The sequence below is a fragment of the Undibacterium sp. 5I1 genome, assembly GCF_034314085.1.
Lineage (GTDB): Bacteria > Pseudomonadota > Gammaproteobacteria > Burkholderiales > Burkholderiaceae_D > Undibacterium.
In genome coordinates, this window is record NZ_JAVIWI010000001.1 from 2,470,906 (window position 1) to 2,487,185 (window position 16,280).

General features: G+C 44.9%; 16 protein-coding genes and 1 pseudogene. 3 read left to right on the top strand and 14 right to left on the bottom strand.

What is annotated here, in order from left to right:
* Window positions 1-90 precede the first annotated feature (90 nt).
* The 12 genes and pseudogenes from tfpZ to recA form a co-directional block, all read right to left on the bottom strand.
* The gene (gene tfpZ / locus RGU72_RS10920) at window positions 91-852 is read right to left on the bottom strand and encodes a TfpX/TfpZ family type IV pilin accessory protein (protein WP_322119748.1); all 762 of its coding nucleotides are present in this window, start codon (window positions 850-852) and stop codon (window positions 91-93) included.
* Between the two features lie 200 nt (window positions 853-1,052).
* On the bottom strand, window positions 1,053-1,358 hold the full coding sequence (locus RGU72_RS10925) for a hypothetical protein (protein WP_322121707.1): 306 nt from the start codon (window positions 1,356-1,358) through the stop codon (window positions 1,053-1,055).
* Between the two features lie 81 nt (window positions 1,359-1,439).
* Window positions 1,440-1,499: pseudogene (locus RGU72_RS10930) on the bottom strand (prepilin-type N-terminal cleavage/methylation domain-containing protein); the annotation flags it as partial.
* Window positions 1,500-1,638: 139 nt separating this feature from the next.
* Window positions 1,639-2,079 (bottom strand): prepilin-type N-terminal cleavage/methylation domain-containing protein, encoded by a 441-nt coding sequence (locus RGU72_RS10935; protein WP_322119749.1) that lies wholly within the window; start codon window positions 2,077-2,079, stop codon window positions 1,639-1,641.
* A 103-nt stretch (window positions 2,080-2,182) separates the two neighbouring features.
* Complete coding sequence (locus RGU72_RS10940; RefSeq protein ID WP_322119750.1) at window positions 2,183-2,632, bottom strand: pilin; 450 nt, start codon at window positions 2,630-2,632, stop codon at window positions 2,183-2,185.
* Between the two features lie 179 nt (window positions 2,633-2,811).
* Entirely contained in the window at window positions 2,812-3,435 is a 624-nt protein-coding gene (locus tag RGU72_RS10945) for an FHA domain-containing protein (protein ID WP_322119751.1), read from the bottom strand.
* Between the two features lie 153 nt (window positions 3,436-3,588).
* A complete protein-coding gene (locus RGU72_RS10950) occupies window positions 3,589-4,404 on the bottom strand; it encodes a Stp1/IreP family PP2C-type Ser/Thr phosphatase (RefSeq protein WP_322119752.1) in 816 nt (271 codons plus the stop codon).
* A gap of 217 nt (window positions 4,405-4,621) precedes the next feature.
* The gene (gene sucD / locus RGU72_RS10955; protein ID WP_322119753.1) at window positions 4,622-5,503 is read right to left on the bottom strand and encodes a succinate--CoA ligase subunit alpha; all 882 of its coding nucleotides are present in this window, start codon (window positions 5,501-5,503) and stop codon (window positions 4,622-4,624) included.
* Between the two features lie 18 nt (window positions 5,504-5,521).
* Entirely contained in the window at window positions 5,522-6,706 is a 1,185-nt protein-coding gene (gene sucC, locus RGU72_RS10960; protein WP_322121623.1) for an ADP-forming succinate--CoA ligase subunit beta, read from the bottom strand.
* 66 nt (window positions 6,707-6,772) lie between these two features.
* Window positions 6,773-7,375: a DUF2889 domain-containing protein gene (locus tag RGU72_RS10965; RefSeq protein WP_322119754.1), complete on the bottom strand. Its 603-nt coding sequence runs from the start codon at window positions 7,373-7,375 to the stop codon at window positions 6,773-6,775.
* Between the two features lie 546 nt (window positions 7,376-7,921).
* Window positions 7,922-8,383: a recombination regulator RecX gene (gene recX / locus RGU72_RS10970; RefSeq protein WP_322119755.1), complete on the bottom strand. Its 462-nt coding sequence runs from the start codon at window positions 8,381-8,383 to the stop codon at window positions 7,922-7,924.
* Window positions 8,384-8,606: 223 nt separating this feature from the next.
* Window positions 8,607-9,710, bottom strand: a complete 1,104-nt coding sequence (recA, locus tag RGU72_RS10975) for a recombinase RecA (RefSeq protein ID WP_322119756.1) — start codon at window positions 9,708-9,710, stop codon at window positions 8,607-8,609.
* Window positions 9,711-10,365: 655 nt separating this feature from the next.
* Between recA and RGU72_RS21415 the strand changes: the two genes are divergently transcribed.
* Window positions 10,366-10,956, top strand: coding sequence for a DUF2252 family protein (locus tag RGU72_RS21415; protein ID WP_416200117.1), 591 nt, complete (start codon window positions 10,366-10,368; stop codon window positions 10,954-10,956).
* Window positions 10,957-10,977: 21 nt separating this feature from the next.
* Entirely contained in the window at window positions 10,978-11,574 is a 597-nt protein-coding gene (locus RGU72_RS21420; RefSeq protein WP_416200118.1) for a DUF2252 family protein, read from the top strand.
* Window positions 11,575-11,733: 159 nt separating this feature from the next.
* On the opposite strand, the gene RGU72_RS10985 is transcribed toward RGU72_RS21420, so the two are convergent.
* Window positions 11,734-12,345 carry a hypothetical protein gene (locus RGU72_RS10985; protein ID WP_322119757.1) on the bottom strand — a complete coding sequence of 204 codons (612 nt, stop codon included), beginning with the start codon at window positions 12,343-12,345 and terminating at the stop codon, window positions 11,734-11,736.
* A gap of 186 nt (window positions 12,346-12,531) precedes the next feature.
* Complete coding sequence (locus tag RGU72_RS10990) at window positions 12,532-13,776, bottom strand: diguanylate cyclase (protein ID WP_322119758.1); 1,245 nt, start codon at window positions 13,774-13,776, stop codon at window positions 12,532-12,534.
* 249 nt (window positions 13,777-14,025) lie between these two features.
* Between RGU72_RS10990 and RGU72_RS10995 the strand changes: the two genes are divergently transcribed.
* Entirely contained in the window at window positions 14,026-16,266 is a 2,241-nt protein-coding gene (locus tag RGU72_RS10995) for a S9 family peptidase (protein WP_322119759.1), read from the top strand.
* Window positions 16,267-16,280: the final 14 nt, after the last annotated feature.

Below are 16,280 nucleotides of genomic sequence, written 5' to 3' on the forward strand. Positions count from 1 at the left end.
TGCAATTCGAATTTTTTGCGCCTCTCCGCAGGATTGAGGAGGTGCGGACTAAATGGAATTTGTTAACATCTTTAATTGCCATTTAAATAATTATAAAAAATCATCTATCGGAGCAAATCCTACAGGTTGAACGCTATTAACATCGATCAGAATGACCCAGCTCGCATTTTTTGAGATCAATGGCAAATAGCGAAGCTGTTGCCGCTTGACACCAGATTTAGCAACCGCCGCCTCTATTGTCTTGGACAACTTAGGATACTTGCTAAACAGGAGTTCAACAGGTTTGGATATTTTTATAATCTGCTCATACGATTTATCATAAGAGTCCCAGAGAGATGGATGTAATCCAGCGTCAAAGCCATTCATTGCTTTTGAAATATCATTCACATTCTCAGCTAAATTTTTACTAGGACTCATGCCGATTAATATAGGTCCAGTTTTTGAAAGAGTCCTAAACTCGGGCTTCGCATTCGACAATTCTTTTTGGTCCACCTCAAAACTGGTTACAACCCGAAAATATTTTGACGTAAAAACGAGTGCTACTGGTCTTGCAGAAAAAATAGTCATGACACCATAACCCAAGCCCATCATTTGAATGATTACAATAACAATCAAATCACGAGCCAAATGACGTTTATTTTTCTTCACATCAAAAACAACAAACGTAAGCAAGGGGCCTAATATGACATCAACCGATATCAATATATACAGTAAGGATAAGCCCCCACATATTTCGCTGTATGGCCAAGGAAACCATAAAAATAAAACTATACCAGTCACTGCCGCCGCTATCAGTGCAGATAAAACCAAATGACATCCTGCGGATATAAACCGATATTTAAAATGTCTCATAAATCTTAAGTAATCCAACGAAAGTTACCATCTAGACAAAATTAATATTTAAATTAATACTTACTTTATTAGTCAAAAAAAAACACCAATAACGGTGTGTTTTTTTAATTTCGACAATTTTGATTCTAGCATCCAAATAAATTGAAGGACAATCGGTAATTATTTTATACTTACTTTTGCATCTAAAAGCATGCCACAGATTAGCATAACCCAGCAGCTATACAAGTACTACTAACATCTTTTGACCATTTTATCGATCCATTAGCTATAGCTGGAGTCAGTATAAAAGTCTCACTATTAAAACTTTTTGTCGTATTTGCAGTACCCGTTACTACCGGAATTAAGGACGAAATCACGACGGACGCAACAAAATTACCTTGTGCACCCGTATTGATAGGAGTAGCGCCTATTAATGCAGCGGTATCACAAGTGCCGGCCGCAAATGCTGTTGCACCTGTAGATTGAAAACACACATCGACCATTTCTCTTATAGCAGCAGTTGCCAAAATGATCTCCGTAAATCTCGACCGCTTTTGATAGTTTTGATACGCCGGTAGCGCTAACGAAGCCAATATACCAATAATTGCAACGACAATCATTAATTCGACCAGAGTGAAACCGCGTTGAACATATCTAAAAAATTGCATAATATTTTTACAAATCCATATTTCACGATTTTAACTATTAATATATTGCAAGGCGTAACGTATAAAAATTAGTTTAATGCTCACCACCAAACGTCCAAGTCCACAACCAATCGGTATTAGTTAATTTAACCGACAACCTTTAACATAATCCTGCTGTTACACAACTACCACTTTTTGCCCAAGTCTGCGATCCGTTAGCCACTGCCGGCGTCAAAATAAACGTTTCACTGTTTAAACTTTTTGCCGTGTTTGCAGTACCTTTAACCACTGAGGTCGCAGCAGTAATCGTGACCGATGATACGAAATTTCCCTGAGCTCCAGTATTATTTGTCGTCGCACCGACAAGCGCTGCTGTGTCGCAAACGCCAGCACCTAGAGCTGCAGAACCACTAACTTGAAAACAAATGTCAACCATATCTTTCACCGCACCTGTCGCTAAAACGACTTCAGTGAATCTGGATTTCTTAAGATATGTTTGGTAAGAAGGTAATGCTATGGAGGCTAAGATACCAATAATTGCAACAACGATCATCAGTTCAATTAGTGTAAAGCCGGCTTGAATAGATTTTTGGAATTTCATATAATTCCCATCTATGAATTTTCGTCAATATTTTTATATTTGGATGAAATTAAAATGGCGTGAATCATAGTCGATGCTCCACGCCAATCTCTACAATCTATTATTAGCAAATACCAGCAGCTACGCAAGTACCACTCTTTGCCCAAGTCAATGAAGCATTTGCTACTGTTGGCGTTAAAATAAATGTTTCACTATTCAAACTTTTTATCGTGTTTGCTGTACCTGTTACTACAGAAGTAGATCCAGTAATACCGACAGAAGCAACAAAATTACCTTGAGCGCCTGTGTTATTAGCAGTAGCGCCGATTAAAGCTGCAGTATCGCAAACACCAGCACCTAAAGCAGTTGCACCTGTTGTTTGGAAACAGATATCAACCATATCTTTAACAGCACCAGTTGCGAGAACAACTTCAGTGAATCTCGATTTTTTCAGGTAAGTTTGATAAGCTGGTAGTGCGATTGCAGCCAAAATACCAATAATTGCTACAACAATCATCAATTCGATCAAAGTAAAACCAGCTTGCGCGCGTTGTGTCATTTTTGTGGATTTCATTTTAAAACTCCTAGTTTAAAAAAATAAATTAATTTGTTCTGTCTTACATAAGCTGAATTAGCAAACCCTGTGCCACCCCTATATTATTTACTTTTTAAAAATAAACTGACAAAAAAAGTGTATGAGAAAATCAAAATATGACGAATTTTGTCAGGCAAAACAACTAGTTCAAATTTATGTCATTTATTTTTTGATGTAATTACAAAAATAAGCTTTGTTCCTGACATATCAATCACATCTCCGTCAGCCAATTTTTGTGGCTGCTTGTCAATTATTTTATTGTTTAGTTTGGGACTTGAGGCGCCATCGACGTGTGCAACATAAAAAGATTGTTCTTGTTGAGTAATTGCAATGACCTGGACAGTTGGGCTACCGATAGTCGTAACTGGTTTATTCAGAACCAACTCTCGACCAGCGTTAGCACCATTTTGTACTTGAATACGTGCGGATACCGTGGATACGCTCAGGGAGGACGGTTTTATTTTGAGTGCTGCGTCCGGCAAGTCATAATTTTCTGAATCATTTTGATATCGAACCTTATATTTACCAATATCAATAATGTCGTCGTTTTGTAAAAGGTGCTTCTTAATTGGCTGTCCGTTGACCAAAGTGCCATTGGTACTTCCTAAATCCAAAACAAAAGACCCTGTGCTAGTGGTGTCAATCGCCGCATGCTGACCGCTGACGGTCAAATGATCAATCACAACGTCATTACCCGGACGTCGTCCCACCGTTATGCGTGATTTTAGGATTGACAGTTCTTGCTGGACCAGTCCGTTGAAAGTAACGACGATTTTCGCCATAGTGCTCTCTATAAAAAACAAAATCTAACTATTTGGACTTACGCACAATTGTCCCCGCAAGGCTTAGCGAGGAGAGTCGTACTATAGTATGCCGTGTATAAATGGTATCTGCATCGCGGCTGGAGCATTTTTGCGTAAGTTCTTTCTATAAAACTAACTGAAAAAAAGCTGCTGTATATGCTGCATTGGCGAATGCTGTTTTAAGCCATTCACTTTTATTAGAATAATCGAGATATTGTCCCGACCACCTAATTCATTCGCTTTGTGTAGCAACAATTCGCAACAAAGCGCTAAATTATCTCTATGCAGACTAACTGTGGTTTCGATTTCATCATGCTTGAGCATGTCGGTCAAGCCATCGGAGCACATTAGATAAATATCCTCTTCTTGAATGACATGCTCGCTAATTTCCACCTCAATCTCACCTTGCACACCGATTGCTCTGGTAATCAAGTTCTTAATCGGAGAATACTGCGCTTGCTCTTCGCTAATCAGACCAGCGTCAATTTGCGCCTGTAATACTGAGTGGTCGTGCGTAATCTGCAGTAAACGGTTGGACCGGTATTGGTAGACACGCGAATCGCCCACATGCGCAACAAGGAGTCTATCGTGATGACAAAACGCAACGACAACGGTGGTACCCATACCAATAAATTCGGGATTATTCTGTGCTGCATCCCAGACACGAAAATTGCTCATCTCGATTGCTTCTTTAATCCACTTCGCGGCAACCGATGTCTGGCGCGCAAATAAAGAAGAAAAAGTAGATGTTTTTTTGAGGAGTAACTGCTGCGTAATAATGTCTACCGTCATTTTGCTAGCGATCTCACCAGCATTGTATCCGCCCATACCATCTGCTAATACTGCAAAATCCGCCTCGGCACATATCTCTATGGCATCTTCGTTTTGTGCTCGTACCAGTCCCGTATCCGAGAGACCCGCAAACTCTAATACGCGTTGAAATGACATGAATAGTGATTAAATATGAGAAATAAATCAGGTTCTATAAATATAAAAAGATATAAATCATAATAATCCCAAGCAATGCTGAAGATCATTATTCAAGCTTAACACCAAGCTGCGGAACTGTTGCATAAAGATAAGTAAAATGGGGAGCAAAGCTCCCCATTTTATGATGTAACCCCGAATAAGTTGCTCAAAATTGCAACTTAGTCCGACATTGAGACTACAACATCGCCTTCAACAAACGCGCCATTTCTGACGGGTTTTTAGTTGCTTTGATGCCGCACTCTTCCATGATGTCTAATTTAGCTTGTGCCGTATCAGCACCACCAGAAATCAAAGCACCAGCATGACCCATACGTTTGCCTGGAGGCGCTGTAACACCAGCGATAAAGCCGACGACTGGTTTCTTCATGTTGTCACGTATCCAATAGGATGCATTGGCTTCGTCGGGGCCGCCGATTTCGCCGATCATGATAACCGCGTCAGTGTCTGGATCATCATTGAACATCTTCATGATGTCGATATGCTTCAAACCATTAATAGGATCACCACCAATACCAACAGCAGAAGATTGACCCAGACCTAATGCAGTCAATTGGCCTACTGCTTCGTAAGTCAATGTACCGGAGCGGGAAACCACGCCGATACGACCTTTACGATGGATATGACCTGGCATGATGCCGATCTTGATTTCGTCTGGTGTGATCAGGCCTGGGCAATTTGGTCCGAGCAATTTCGTTTTGCTGCCAGATTTTGCCATGCGGTCTTTAAGCATCATCATGTCACGGACAGGAATGCCTTCGGTAATGCAAATTGCCAGATCGAGGTCCGCTTCGACCGCTTCCCAAATCGCGGCAGCAGCACCTGCAGGTGGTACGTAGATAACAGAAACTGTTGCGCCAGTAGCCGCTTTTGCTTCAGATACGTTAGCAAAAATAGGAATGCCTTCGAAATCTTCGCCAGCCTTTTTAGGATTGACGCCAGCGACGAAACAGTTTTTACCGTTTGCGTAATCGCGGCACATACGAGTATGGAACTGGCCAGTTTTGCCAGTGATACCTTGGGTGATAACTTTTGTATCTTTATTGATCAGGATGGACATATCTGTTCCTTGCGATTATTAAGCGTGAGCTGCAGCAGCGGCAACAACCTTCTGCGCTGCTTCTTCCATCGTATCAGCGGCGATGATAGGCAGACCAGAATCAGCCAGCATCTTCTTGCCGATGTCTTCGTTGGTACCCTTCATGCGTACCACCAACGGTACTTGCAGGGAAACCGCTTTAGATGCAGTGATGACACCCTCAGCAATCACGTCACAACGCATAATGCCACCGAAAATATTGACCAAGATCGCTTTCAGACCTGGATTTTTCAACATAATCTTAAACGCTTCAGTCACTTTTTCTGCTGTCGCGCCGCCGCCTACGTCAAGGAAGTTAGCTGGCTCACCGCCGAACAACTTAATCGTATCCATCGTTGCCATTGCTAGACCAGCTCCGTTGACTAAGCAACCGATATTGCCGTCGAGCGAGATGTAAGCGAGGTCAAATTTAGATGCTTCAATTTCAGCCGGATCTTCTTCATCCAGATCGCGGTAAGCCACGATTTCTGGTTGACGGAACAAAGCATTCGCGTCGAAGTTGAACTTAGCATCGAGAGCAATGACTTTACCCGAACCGGTCAAAATCAAAGGATTGATTTCTGCCAGTGAACAATCGGTTGCCATGAAAGCTTCGTACAGACCTTTTAACTGAACGCGTGCGTCAGCGATAGACTCTTCTGGCACACCAATTTTGCGGGAGATATCATCTGCCTCTGCATCTTGCAGACCATTAGTCGGGTCGATAGCGATGGAATGCAATAGTTCTGGATGTGACTCAGCCACTTCCTCAATGTCCATACCGCCTTCGCTGGACGCCATCAAGACGACGCGCTGGCTGATACGGTCAGTCACCATACTGACGTACAGTTCTTTTTTAATATCAGCGCCTTCTTCGATCAGTAAGCGACGGACTTTTTGGCCTTCTGGCCCAGTCTGATGCGTTACCAATTGCATACCCAGAATCGCAGTCGCGTATTCGCGCACTTGCTCAAGGGATTTAGCTACTTTGACGCCGCCACCTTTACCACGACCACCAGCATGAATTTGCGCTTTGACAACCCAAACTGGGCCGCCTAAAGTTTCGGCCGCTTTAACGGCTTCATCTACGGACAGGCATGGAATACCGCGTGGTACTGTCACTCCGAATTTGCGGAGGATTTCTTTACCCTGATACTCATGAATTTTCATACGACTTCCCTTCAGACACTGAGGTATTAGTTGATAGGCAAAACAAAATAAAACAACAAAAATAAAAACAGTAAAAACGAACTAAGCAGATGATTTTGCGTCAGGCGGCGAACTACTTGCCACCGCCCATCGCGGGTAATATTGCACAACAGCTGGGCCATCTAGCCTTAGCGCATGGCAACGATTAAGTTGAAAAGGTTGTTGCTGGTTGTCAGAAGTGCGGTCAGAACTGCTGGCGCCATCGCGGGTATCAATCACATCACCGGCAAAAGCTTGCACCGCAGCGGTCGGGAGAATTTGGGCTAGCTCGGTAATATGGGTGCAGCCATTAATGCCAGACATTCTTTCTTTAACACCTTGCCGGAACTGCATCATCAAGTTAAGCCCAATTAACTTTTTATAATCTGGGCCTATCGTGTTGCAAAAGCCTGGGTACGGTACCGCATCCGAGACCGCCATTGCATCAACAATGGTCAAGTTGGTATCGATCGTAATCCGCAAACTAAGATCATGCAGCGGTGAGCCAACCGGCCGGATGCCAGAAGCAAGTTGAATGTCGCGGGTTTTGGTGTCGGTAATGTGAGCGTCAAGATCCCACAATCCATCATCGCGAGCGAATGCGTCGATTTGGATTGAGCGCGTGTGCTTAAGTGCACGGCGAGAAGTGGATATTGGTAAGGGCATATGCCTGATGGCGGCTATTTCAGTGTAAAGAGCCACAATTGCGCGTCGTCACCGCAGTTTCTACGATAACAGCCGCTCTTGCGGCCCTGCAAAAATCCCGAGAAGTGTAGCACAAGTCGATGCGTAAGCTCCTGCGTTTTGCGTCAAAGATCGTAGCTACAATTTAAATCGGTTCTTTTTTTGTGGCTTGCGCTACAGATTAATTGCCTCATGCCAAAGATAAATTCACACGAGCTCAACATACAGATGAAGCGATAACTAAGTAATTCGTCTCGACAAGATGAGAAGCCGTCATGAAGTATTTTCTCCTTGTCAGTGAAGGTTAATATTTCTGAGTGCGGCTCAACAGCAATACACTCCCCATTTCTTTAAATAAAAATGGCTTATAGCCCAATGAATATATGGACAATTAAAATATACCTACCCAGAGTATTATTTTCAATAATATCAACGGAGAGGCTTTACCGAAATTATAGTTGCTGAATATTGCTTAATATTTCTTAGAGAAAATCTTTATTATTTCCAAAAAACTCCATATATAGACGCTTATTCATCAGTATCTTCGTCACGGGGAGCGCGCATTGCGGTCTGAATTGCTTTGGAAGAAAATCCTCGCTGCTGCATGAAACGCGCCTGCTTTGCACGCTCAAGATGGTCTGCAGGGGAATGAGGGAATTTTCTGTGCAGCACATCGATCGCACGACTCAACTCTGATTCCGCCAACTCAGCTTTAACGCGATCAATTTCTTGCCCGTCCATCTGGTGGCTCTGTAATTCGGCGAGTATCCGCTGATTGCCGAAACGTGCTACACGGCGATTTACTAAGGAATCTGCAAAGCGTTCGGCCGACAGATATTTGGCAGTTTCTAACCAATCCAGAAGCACCGAGATATCTTCGCCTTCTCGCGCATGAGGCTGGAGCTTATGCTCCAACTCCATCCGGCTATGTTCTCGCATAGAAAGATAGCGCAGTGCTCTAGCTTTTAAACTGATTTTTAATTTAGCCATGGTTAAGTAAATATCCCAAAATATCTGCTCAATAAAAAACCGGAATATGCTTGTATTAGAAGCGTATTCCGGCTTGGACTTTTTGACTTGAGTTTTTGACTCAATGGCCGCCGTCGTAATATGGCTTGTTTAGGCTATTTCGCCAGGCGCTTAGTGAGTTTGCAACTAATAAGTTTGCGAATAATCAATTTGCGGCATCAGAATGACTCAACTTACATTAAGCCTATTCAGCCTTCTCCGCTTTTTCAGCTTTTTCTGCCTTCTCCGCTTTTGCTGGCTTTGATTTAGTTTTTTCTGTCACCAACTCTTGCAGCGTCGGCACTTTTAAATGCACACGAACTTTGTTTTCAATCTCATGCGCGAGTGCCGGTCGCTCGCTCAGGAAACTCCGTGCATTATCTTTACCTTGTCCGATACGTTCGCCATTGTAGCTATACCAGGCACCGGCTTTTTCTACAATCTTAGCGTCAGCGGCCAAATCTAAAATCTCGCCTTCGCGGGAGATACCTGCACCGTACAAGATATCAAAATGCGCTTCTTTGAAAGGAGGCGCTACTTTGTTTTTGACTACTTTAACTTTCGTTTCATTACCGATGACTTCGTCACCGGCTTTGATGGAACCTGTACGACGAATATCCAGACGAACCGATGCGTAAAACTTCAATGCGTTACCACCAGTTGTGGTTTCTGGGCTACCAAACATGACACCGATTTTCATACGGATCTGGTTAATAAAAATAACTAGTGTATTCGTACGTTTTATGCTGCCAGTAAGTTTGCGCAGAGCTTGTGACATCAGACGCGCTTGCAAACCCGGCAAAGAATCACCCATATCGCCTTCGATTTCAGCCCGTGGGGTGAGCGCAGCGACCGAGTCAATAACGATTAGATCGACGCTGCCTGAACGTACCAGAGCATCGGTAATTTCTAATGCCTGCTCGCCGGTATCCGGTTGTGAAATCAGCAAATCAGATAAGTTAACGCCTAGTTTTTGCGCATAGCCCACATCCAAAGCATGCTCCGCATCAATAAATGCGCAAGTGCCGCCCAACTTTTGCATCTCTGCAATGACTTGCAATGTCAGCGTTGTTTTGCCGGAAGATTCTGGACCATAAATCTCAACGACACGACCGCGTGGCAAACCGCCTACGCCCAAGGCGACGTCCAGCCCCAAAGAACCCGTGGACACAACTTGCACTTCTTCTACCACTTCACCATCGGCCATCCGCATGACGGAACCTTTGCCAAATTGTTTTTCAATCTGTGCAAGTGCGGCTGCTAAAGCTTTGCTCTTGTCTGAGCCGGTATCGGATTTTTTGTCGTCCATAATTTCTTTCAGGTATGTTGCGCTTTATGATTTTTTGAAATGTGCCGATGGGTTTTTTACAAAAATCAGCAGGTTTTCTACATCTGACGACACTGTATAAAAAATCAGTGATTTATGCAAGCAGGATTTTAAAGAATTTATTATTACCTAAAACTGCCAACTGTCGATTTTCATTTAACTTTGACCTTTTGGGAGTGCGCATCAACATTTCTTATCTTGGCTATTAATTAATTTGCACAATTTGGTTATCTGAGAAAATCGGATCTTTAATGATTAGCTCACATCCATTTTCGTCGAATAGCGTTTGAATGACCTTAAGACTTGATAGCGATTATCACTTTTGTCGCGCTGCAAGCTTTTGCTTAGGTCTGTTAACATTGAAACTTGCAAATGAATTGATGCCAAAATGCAAGAATGCGCCATGGCGCTGCTTGCTTGTGGCTTTGTGCTTGTTTAGACCCAATCCCTTACTCGGTTTATCTCGGTTTTGTGTTAACGGGTTCCGGCTTCGTCAGTTATTCTAGGGCAAGTATAGTCGTTCTGGAGAATCGGCTTGGCTCCTTGTCACAAGAAAAAGAACAAACAATACCTGTTCATTAGTCAAGTTCATTAGTCAACTTTTGTTATCCCCATTTTGAAAACATATCGGCTACTTATGAAACGAAAGCATCAATTCCCTCAAACTTCTGATCGGGCGACGGTCTTAGCCCACACCCGGAATCTCAAAATGACCAGCTCCGCGAGTGCGTACGTGCGCGGTAGCACATCAAAATTTTACGAATGGCTTGAAACATCCAGTATGGGGAAAATACCCGAAGGGCCACCTATATGGATTTGCGGGGATTGCCACATAGGCAATCTTGGACCGGTCGCTGATATTGACGGTAAAGTTGATTTTCAAATCCGAGACTTTGATCAAACGGTGATCGGCAATCCTGCCCATGATCTGATCAGGCTGGCGTTGTCTCTTGCATTCGCCGCTCGAGGTTCTAACCTTCCTGGCATTATGACGGCGCATATGCTAGAGGTGTTAATGGATGGATACACATCGCAATTTGTGATCGGCGATGAGACGCCGATCCCAGTACCGGCGGTGGTCCGGGCTTCAATGAAAGTAGCACGGAATCGCACCTGGAAGCATCTCGCACGGGAACGTATTGCGGATGTCCGGCCGCATATTCCGCTAGGAAAAAAATATTGGCCAATCCTAGCCAAAGAACAAAACGCCATCCGATCTGTATTTTAGAAAGGAAGGGCTATCGATCTGGTGAACAAGATTCGCAGCAGGAATCTTGAAGATAATGTCAGTCTTTTGGATGCCGCCTATTGGGTCAAAGGGTGCAGCTCACTAGGCCTGTTGAGATATGCTGTACTTTTGGATGTTGATGATGTGAAGACTAAACGACAAGAAATTTGCTTGATGGATATCAAAGAAGCGGTAGCAGCAAAAGCTCCGCGGTATCCAGATAGCGGCATGCCATTGGTCAATGCAGAACGTGTCGTAAAAGGTGCCAGAAATCTCTCTCCCAATCTTGGCGAGCGCATGATGACCGGACGCATATTAGGCAAATCGGTCTTTGTAAGGGAACTTAGGCCAGAAGATCTAAAATTGGAAATTCAGACTTTATCTCCGCGAGAAGCGGTAAAAGTTGCACGTTATGTTGGCGCCATAGTTGGTAAGGCTCATGTACGACAAATGGATGAATCAGTTGCACTGGATTGGTTTAAAGAATTGACACGTAACCCGTCTAGTAAAGAGGCGCCCAATTGGCTGTGGAAGTGTACGGTAGAGTTAGCTGCGCTACACGAAGCGGCCTATTTAGATCATTGCAGGCGTTATGTCTCGACTCAAATTGATGATTAAATCGCCGCAAGCTCATGAAGGATCGATCCTTCTGCCTTTTCTGGACTATATTCACTGAACAAAAAATAAGGCGAATAAAAAACGGGAAATTTAAAATTAAAAGAGGGAAGCCTTTAATTTGACTTGTTCAGTTCAAGGCTCTAAAAACACCAATTATTTTTATTTAATATGTATTTTCAGCCCACTCAACAAACCATCTTTAGCTGAATACAAAATTGGGCAGTTGACGACAATTTTGGTGGGTGTCAGGTCGACTAACTGCTTCTCTGTTGCATCCAAAACTTCTTCTTCTGATTTCAGCACATGGGCTTTTGTTGTATCGCGCCAGGTGACCATGTAGACGACCCATAATGGCGTGTATGCCTCGCTTTTATTGCGGTAGCCGACGCTCTCTGGTGCAGAGGGAAATACGCTGCCTTGCTCAAAATTGCTCAATTTATAGACGCGGTCTACTGCCGATGGCTGACCCGGCACTGGCGCACGCAACACATTAGATAGGCGCGATACGTAATTGGTATCAGCCTGTTGTGCCATCTTTTGATCGGACATGTCTGTCGAGATGTAATGCACCAGATGGCCTTGATACCAACCCGCTAGTAAGGGGATTTCTACCGTGGCGACCGATTTTTCATTGAGCTTGCTGAGATCGCTGTTTGTATCCGGTGCAGCGTAGCCAGCCTGGCTGGAGAACATCATGCTAAGCGCAATCGCACATGTGGCGATGCCGAGCTGGTTGAATTGAGTGCGGACGGATTGGAAACGACTTTGCATATGCTACTCCTCCATTGGTTTGATTTGGATATTAGCAGAGTATAGAAATTAGATGCGGTAGCGACAACAGCATTGTTTGGCGGAATAAAATTACTAAATTCAATCGTCCATATAAAATGCGGCTCCTGGCACGATATTGGCCTGAGAGCCGCAGAAGTATTGGACATCTAAAATATCAGTTCAATATCAAAGATCCAGCATCACCCGATTTCTACCGCTGCGCTTGGCCTCGTATAGCGCTTTGTCTGCACGCTCCAGCAGCTTACCTAGTTTTTTATCGCTTTCTAAATTTGTCGCTACGCCGATGCTGACTGTCAGGTGAAACTGCTCGCCCGATGTCGCATGTAGTACTAGGTCTTGCACGTGCTGACGTATCCGTTCTGCTGCGCTGATGGCGTCTTCGCGGCTGGCTTGTTGCAGCAAAACGCAAAACTCTTCGCCACCTAATCGTCCAAATACATCTGAATCGCGTAGCTCCAGCGTGACGGTTTGGGCAAATCGGGTCAGCACTTTATCGCCACTGAGATGTCCGTATTGGTCATTGATGGCTTTAAAGTAGTCCAGATCCAACATTAGCAAGGTCAAACTATTGTTGTAGCGCTGGCTAGTCTTAAAAATATGTTCCGCTTGCTCCAGAAAAGCACGCCGGTTCAATATACCGGTCAGCGTGTCGGTGGTTGCCAGCAGTTGTAGCTCTCGCTCCAACATTTTGCGTTGAGTCACATCGCGGTAAATGCCCTCTACCCCGGCATAAGCACCAGCGTCGTCGTAAATCGCTTTGCTGCTGATAGAGATATCAATCACTCGTCCATCTTTGCGCACCATCTGGCCTGGGAAGTCAGATACTTTGCCATCTTTGATAATTGCCGCTTTAAATGCATCGCGGTCTTCGTTATGCGGATAATACGATTCGGCATTTTTACCAACAATTTCTTCTGGCTCATAGCCCAATACGGTGCGCACACCGGGGCCAACCATTTGCACTATTCCGGCCGCATCGGTGCGGTAATACACGTCCTGCATATTCTCAAAAAGATGGCGGAAATTTTTCTCACTGATGCGAAGTTGCTCGGAGATTTCGCTCTGCGCTGTCATGTCCATCCCCACCAGCAATACTGCGCCCTCGCCGCCAAACTGAATAGACGAGCTTGCGACTAAGAGCATGCGCAAGTTATTTTTGCAAGTCCGCAGACGAAATTGGGTAGGATCATTAGCCCAATTGGCACCTTGTTTGTTTAAACGTTGATTCGATCGGTTGGCATCCAGAGGATGAACAAAATCACTGACCGGGCGCCCGATCAGGCTGGTGGCACTCTCTGCCTCTAGCAATATCGCAGCGGCCCTGTTGGCATAGACGATTTTGTTATTAATCAATACCGTCATCGATACCGGAATAATATTGATCAAATCACGAAGAAATGTATCGGACACCACTGCAACCTCTTTTTCTTTCCAGTACGACGATGCACAACAAATACAAAGCAAACACAAACTAAGTAGTAACACTGATGCACCTTAATTCTAGTCTAGCATTCTGACAAACCAAACCCAAAAATTGATTTGAAGCAAAATAAGTCATTATTTGCTATCTTGTTGCCTTCTCAATACTCTGCAGTGAAAAACTCAAGAGTTCACCAGTTTGTGCTGGCTAACGACCTTATCCAGTTTTCTAGGATTTTTATGCGCCCCTTATTATTCCCTTTACTCGCAGCCTTGGCCCTCCCCGCATCGGCAGAGCGTCTTACTCTGGAACGTATTTTTGATAACGCCAGTTTGGCTGGCAGCAGTCCCAGAAATTTGCAGGTATCGCCCGACGGCCAGCGAGTAACATTTTTGCGTGGGCGCGACGACGATCAGTTTCAGCTCGATTTATGGGAGTTGACCGTCAAAGATCAAAGCATGCGCCTGCTGCTGGATAGCAAAGTGCTGCAAGCCAACGAGCAGATTTCTGATCAGGAAAAAGCCCGCCGCGAGCGTGAACGGATTGCCAATCTGCGCGGGATAGTTGACTACGACTGGTCGCCAGATGGCAAACAATTATTAGTCCCCTTAGCCGGTGATTTGTATCTGGTTGAGTTAGCGCATACCGACAAAGCGCGCAAGATCGCATCTGGCGCGGTGATGTCGGCACAAATTTCGCCCAAGGGCCGGTATGTCTCGTACATCCGCGATCAAAATTTATTTGTGCTTGACCTCACCACCAACACCGAGCGCCAGCTGACTAAAGACGGCGGCGGGACGATCCACAACGCAGAAGCCGAATTTGTCGCCCAAGAAGAGATGGCGCAAACCAGCGGCTATTGGTGGGCACCGGACGATACTGCGATTGCGTTTAAACGCTTTGACGAAAGTCCGGTCCCGATTGCCCGCCGCTTTGAGATTTATGCTGACCGCACTGATGTCATTGAACAGCGTTACCCCTACGCGGGTGCTGCCAATGTGCTGGTGAGTTTGGCTCTGGTCAATCCGGAAAATAGCGAAATTAAACAAATTGATATTGGCAAAGACAAAGATATTTATCTGGTACGCGCCGACTGGAGTGCGGATGCAAAAACACTGGTATATCAACGCCAGACCCGCAACCAGAAACAACTCGATTTAATCGCTGTCAATGCCAGCAGTCTGACGCAAACAACTATGCTGACAGAGACCTCTGCAAGCTGGGTCAGCATTATGGATAAGCCTTATTTTTTGAAAGAATCGCGGCAGTTTATCTGGACCTCTGAGCGCAGTGGGCGCAAGCATATCTATCTGTACGATCTACAAGGCAAACTGATCCACCCTATCAGCCAGGGTGAATGGGGTATCGACAACATATTGGCAGTCGATGAGAAGGCACAAAAAATATTCGTTAGCTCCAACCGTGATGCAGTCACCGACAAACAAATCTATGCATTGAACTTAGATGGCAGTACTGCCGATACCCCAGTACGCGTCAGCAAAACCGATGGCTGGCACGAAGCCAAATTCTCAGGCAAAGCGGAGGTCTTTATTGATACCTGGTCTGATCCCAACACGCCGCCGCAAGTCAGCCTGCGTCAGCCAGATGGCACGCTGATCGCCTGGATAGAACATAACGAAGTCAATGCTAAACACCCGTATGCGCGTTACGCCAGCAGCCATGTGCCTACTGAATACGGCACGCTGACATCGGATGATGGTCAGACTCTGTATTATTCCATCAAAAAGCCGCTGGACTTTGATGCGAGCAAGCGTTACCCCGTGTTTTTGCAAGTGTATGGCGGCCCCGGCGCGCAAACCGTGCAACGTCATTGGGGTAGCTTGTTTGAACAATATATGGCGCAGCAAGGTTATATCGTTTTTAAACTAGACAACCGAGGATCTGCACGTCGTGAGCGCCGCTTTACCGACGCCATTTATCAAACGCTGGGTAAAAATGAAGTCGCCGATCAGGTCACAGGGATCAACTGGCTGGCGCAGCAAAGCTTTGTTGATGCCAAACGGATAGGCGTGTTTGGCTGGAGTTATGGCGGCTTTATGAGTCTGCGTTTATTGTCCGCTGCATCCGACAAAATCGCGGCGGGTGTATCGGTCGCGCCGGTGACTGACTGGGCCTTGTATGACACGCATTATGTTGAGCAATTTATCAACAGCCCAAAAGACAATCCGGCAGGCTACCGCCAAAGCGGTGTGTTTGCTCATCTGGATGGATTGAAGTCACCATTATTACTAATACATGGTATGGCCGATGACAACGTGTTGTTCACCAATACCACCAAGCTCATCGATGATTTAAGCAACCGTGGCATCTTGTTTGATCTGATGACTTACCCGGGTGCAAAACACGGAATATCCGGCGCAGCAAAGCAGAAGCATGTGTTTCGCACGATTGCGACTTTTTTTGATAAGCATCTGGCGAACACTCAAGGAAATAAAGGTGGCGCAACGCAGCTGAAATAGGCTGCCGCGCGCCA

Coding starts and splice junctions, on each gene's coding strand:
- RGU72_RS10950 (WP_322119752.1), bottom strand. CDS start 4,404: ATGTCATTTCAACGCGTATTAGAGTTTGCGGGTCTCTCGGATACGGGA.
- recA (WP_322119756.1), bottom strand. CDS start 9,710: ATGGACGACAAAAAATCCGATACCGGCTCAGACAAGAGCAAAGCTTTA.
- RGU72_RS10965 (WP_322119754.1), bottom strand. CDS start 7,375: ATGCCCTTACCAATATCCACTTCTCGCCGTGCACTTAAGCACACGCGC.
- RGU72_RS10995 (WP_322119759.1), top strand. CDS start 14,026: ATGCGCCCCTTATTATTCCCTTTACTCGCAGCCTTGGCCCTCCCCGCA.
- RGU72_RS10935 (WP_322119749.1), bottom strand. CDS start 2,079: ATGAAATTCCAAAAATCTATTCAAGCCGGCTTTACACTAATTGAACTG.
- sucD (WP_322119753.1), bottom strand. CDS start 5,503: ATGTCCATCCTGATCAATAAAGATACAAAAGTTATCACCCAAGGTATC.
- tfpZ (WP_322119748.1), bottom strand. CDS start 852: ATGAGACATTTTAAATATCGGTTTATATCCGCAGGATGTCATTTGGTT.
- RGU72_RS21415 (WP_416200117.1), top strand. CDS start 10,366: ATGAAACGAAAGCATCAATTCCCTCAAACTTCTGATCGGGCGACGGTC.
- RGU72_RS10945 (WP_322119751.1), bottom strand. CDS start 3,435: ATGGCGAAAATCGTCGTTACTTTCAACGGACTGGTCCAGCAAGAACTG.
- recX (WP_322119755.1), bottom strand. CDS start 8,383: ATGGCTAAATTAAAAATCAGTTTAAAAGCTAGAGCACTGCGCTATCTT.
- RGU72_RS10985 (WP_322119757.1), bottom strand. CDS start 12,345: ATGCAAAGTCGTTTCCAATCCGTCCGCACTCAATTCAACCAGCTCGGC.
- RGU72_RS10940 (WP_322119750.1), bottom strand. CDS start 2,632: ATGAAATCCACAAAAATGACACAACGCGCGCAAGCTGGTTTTACTTTG.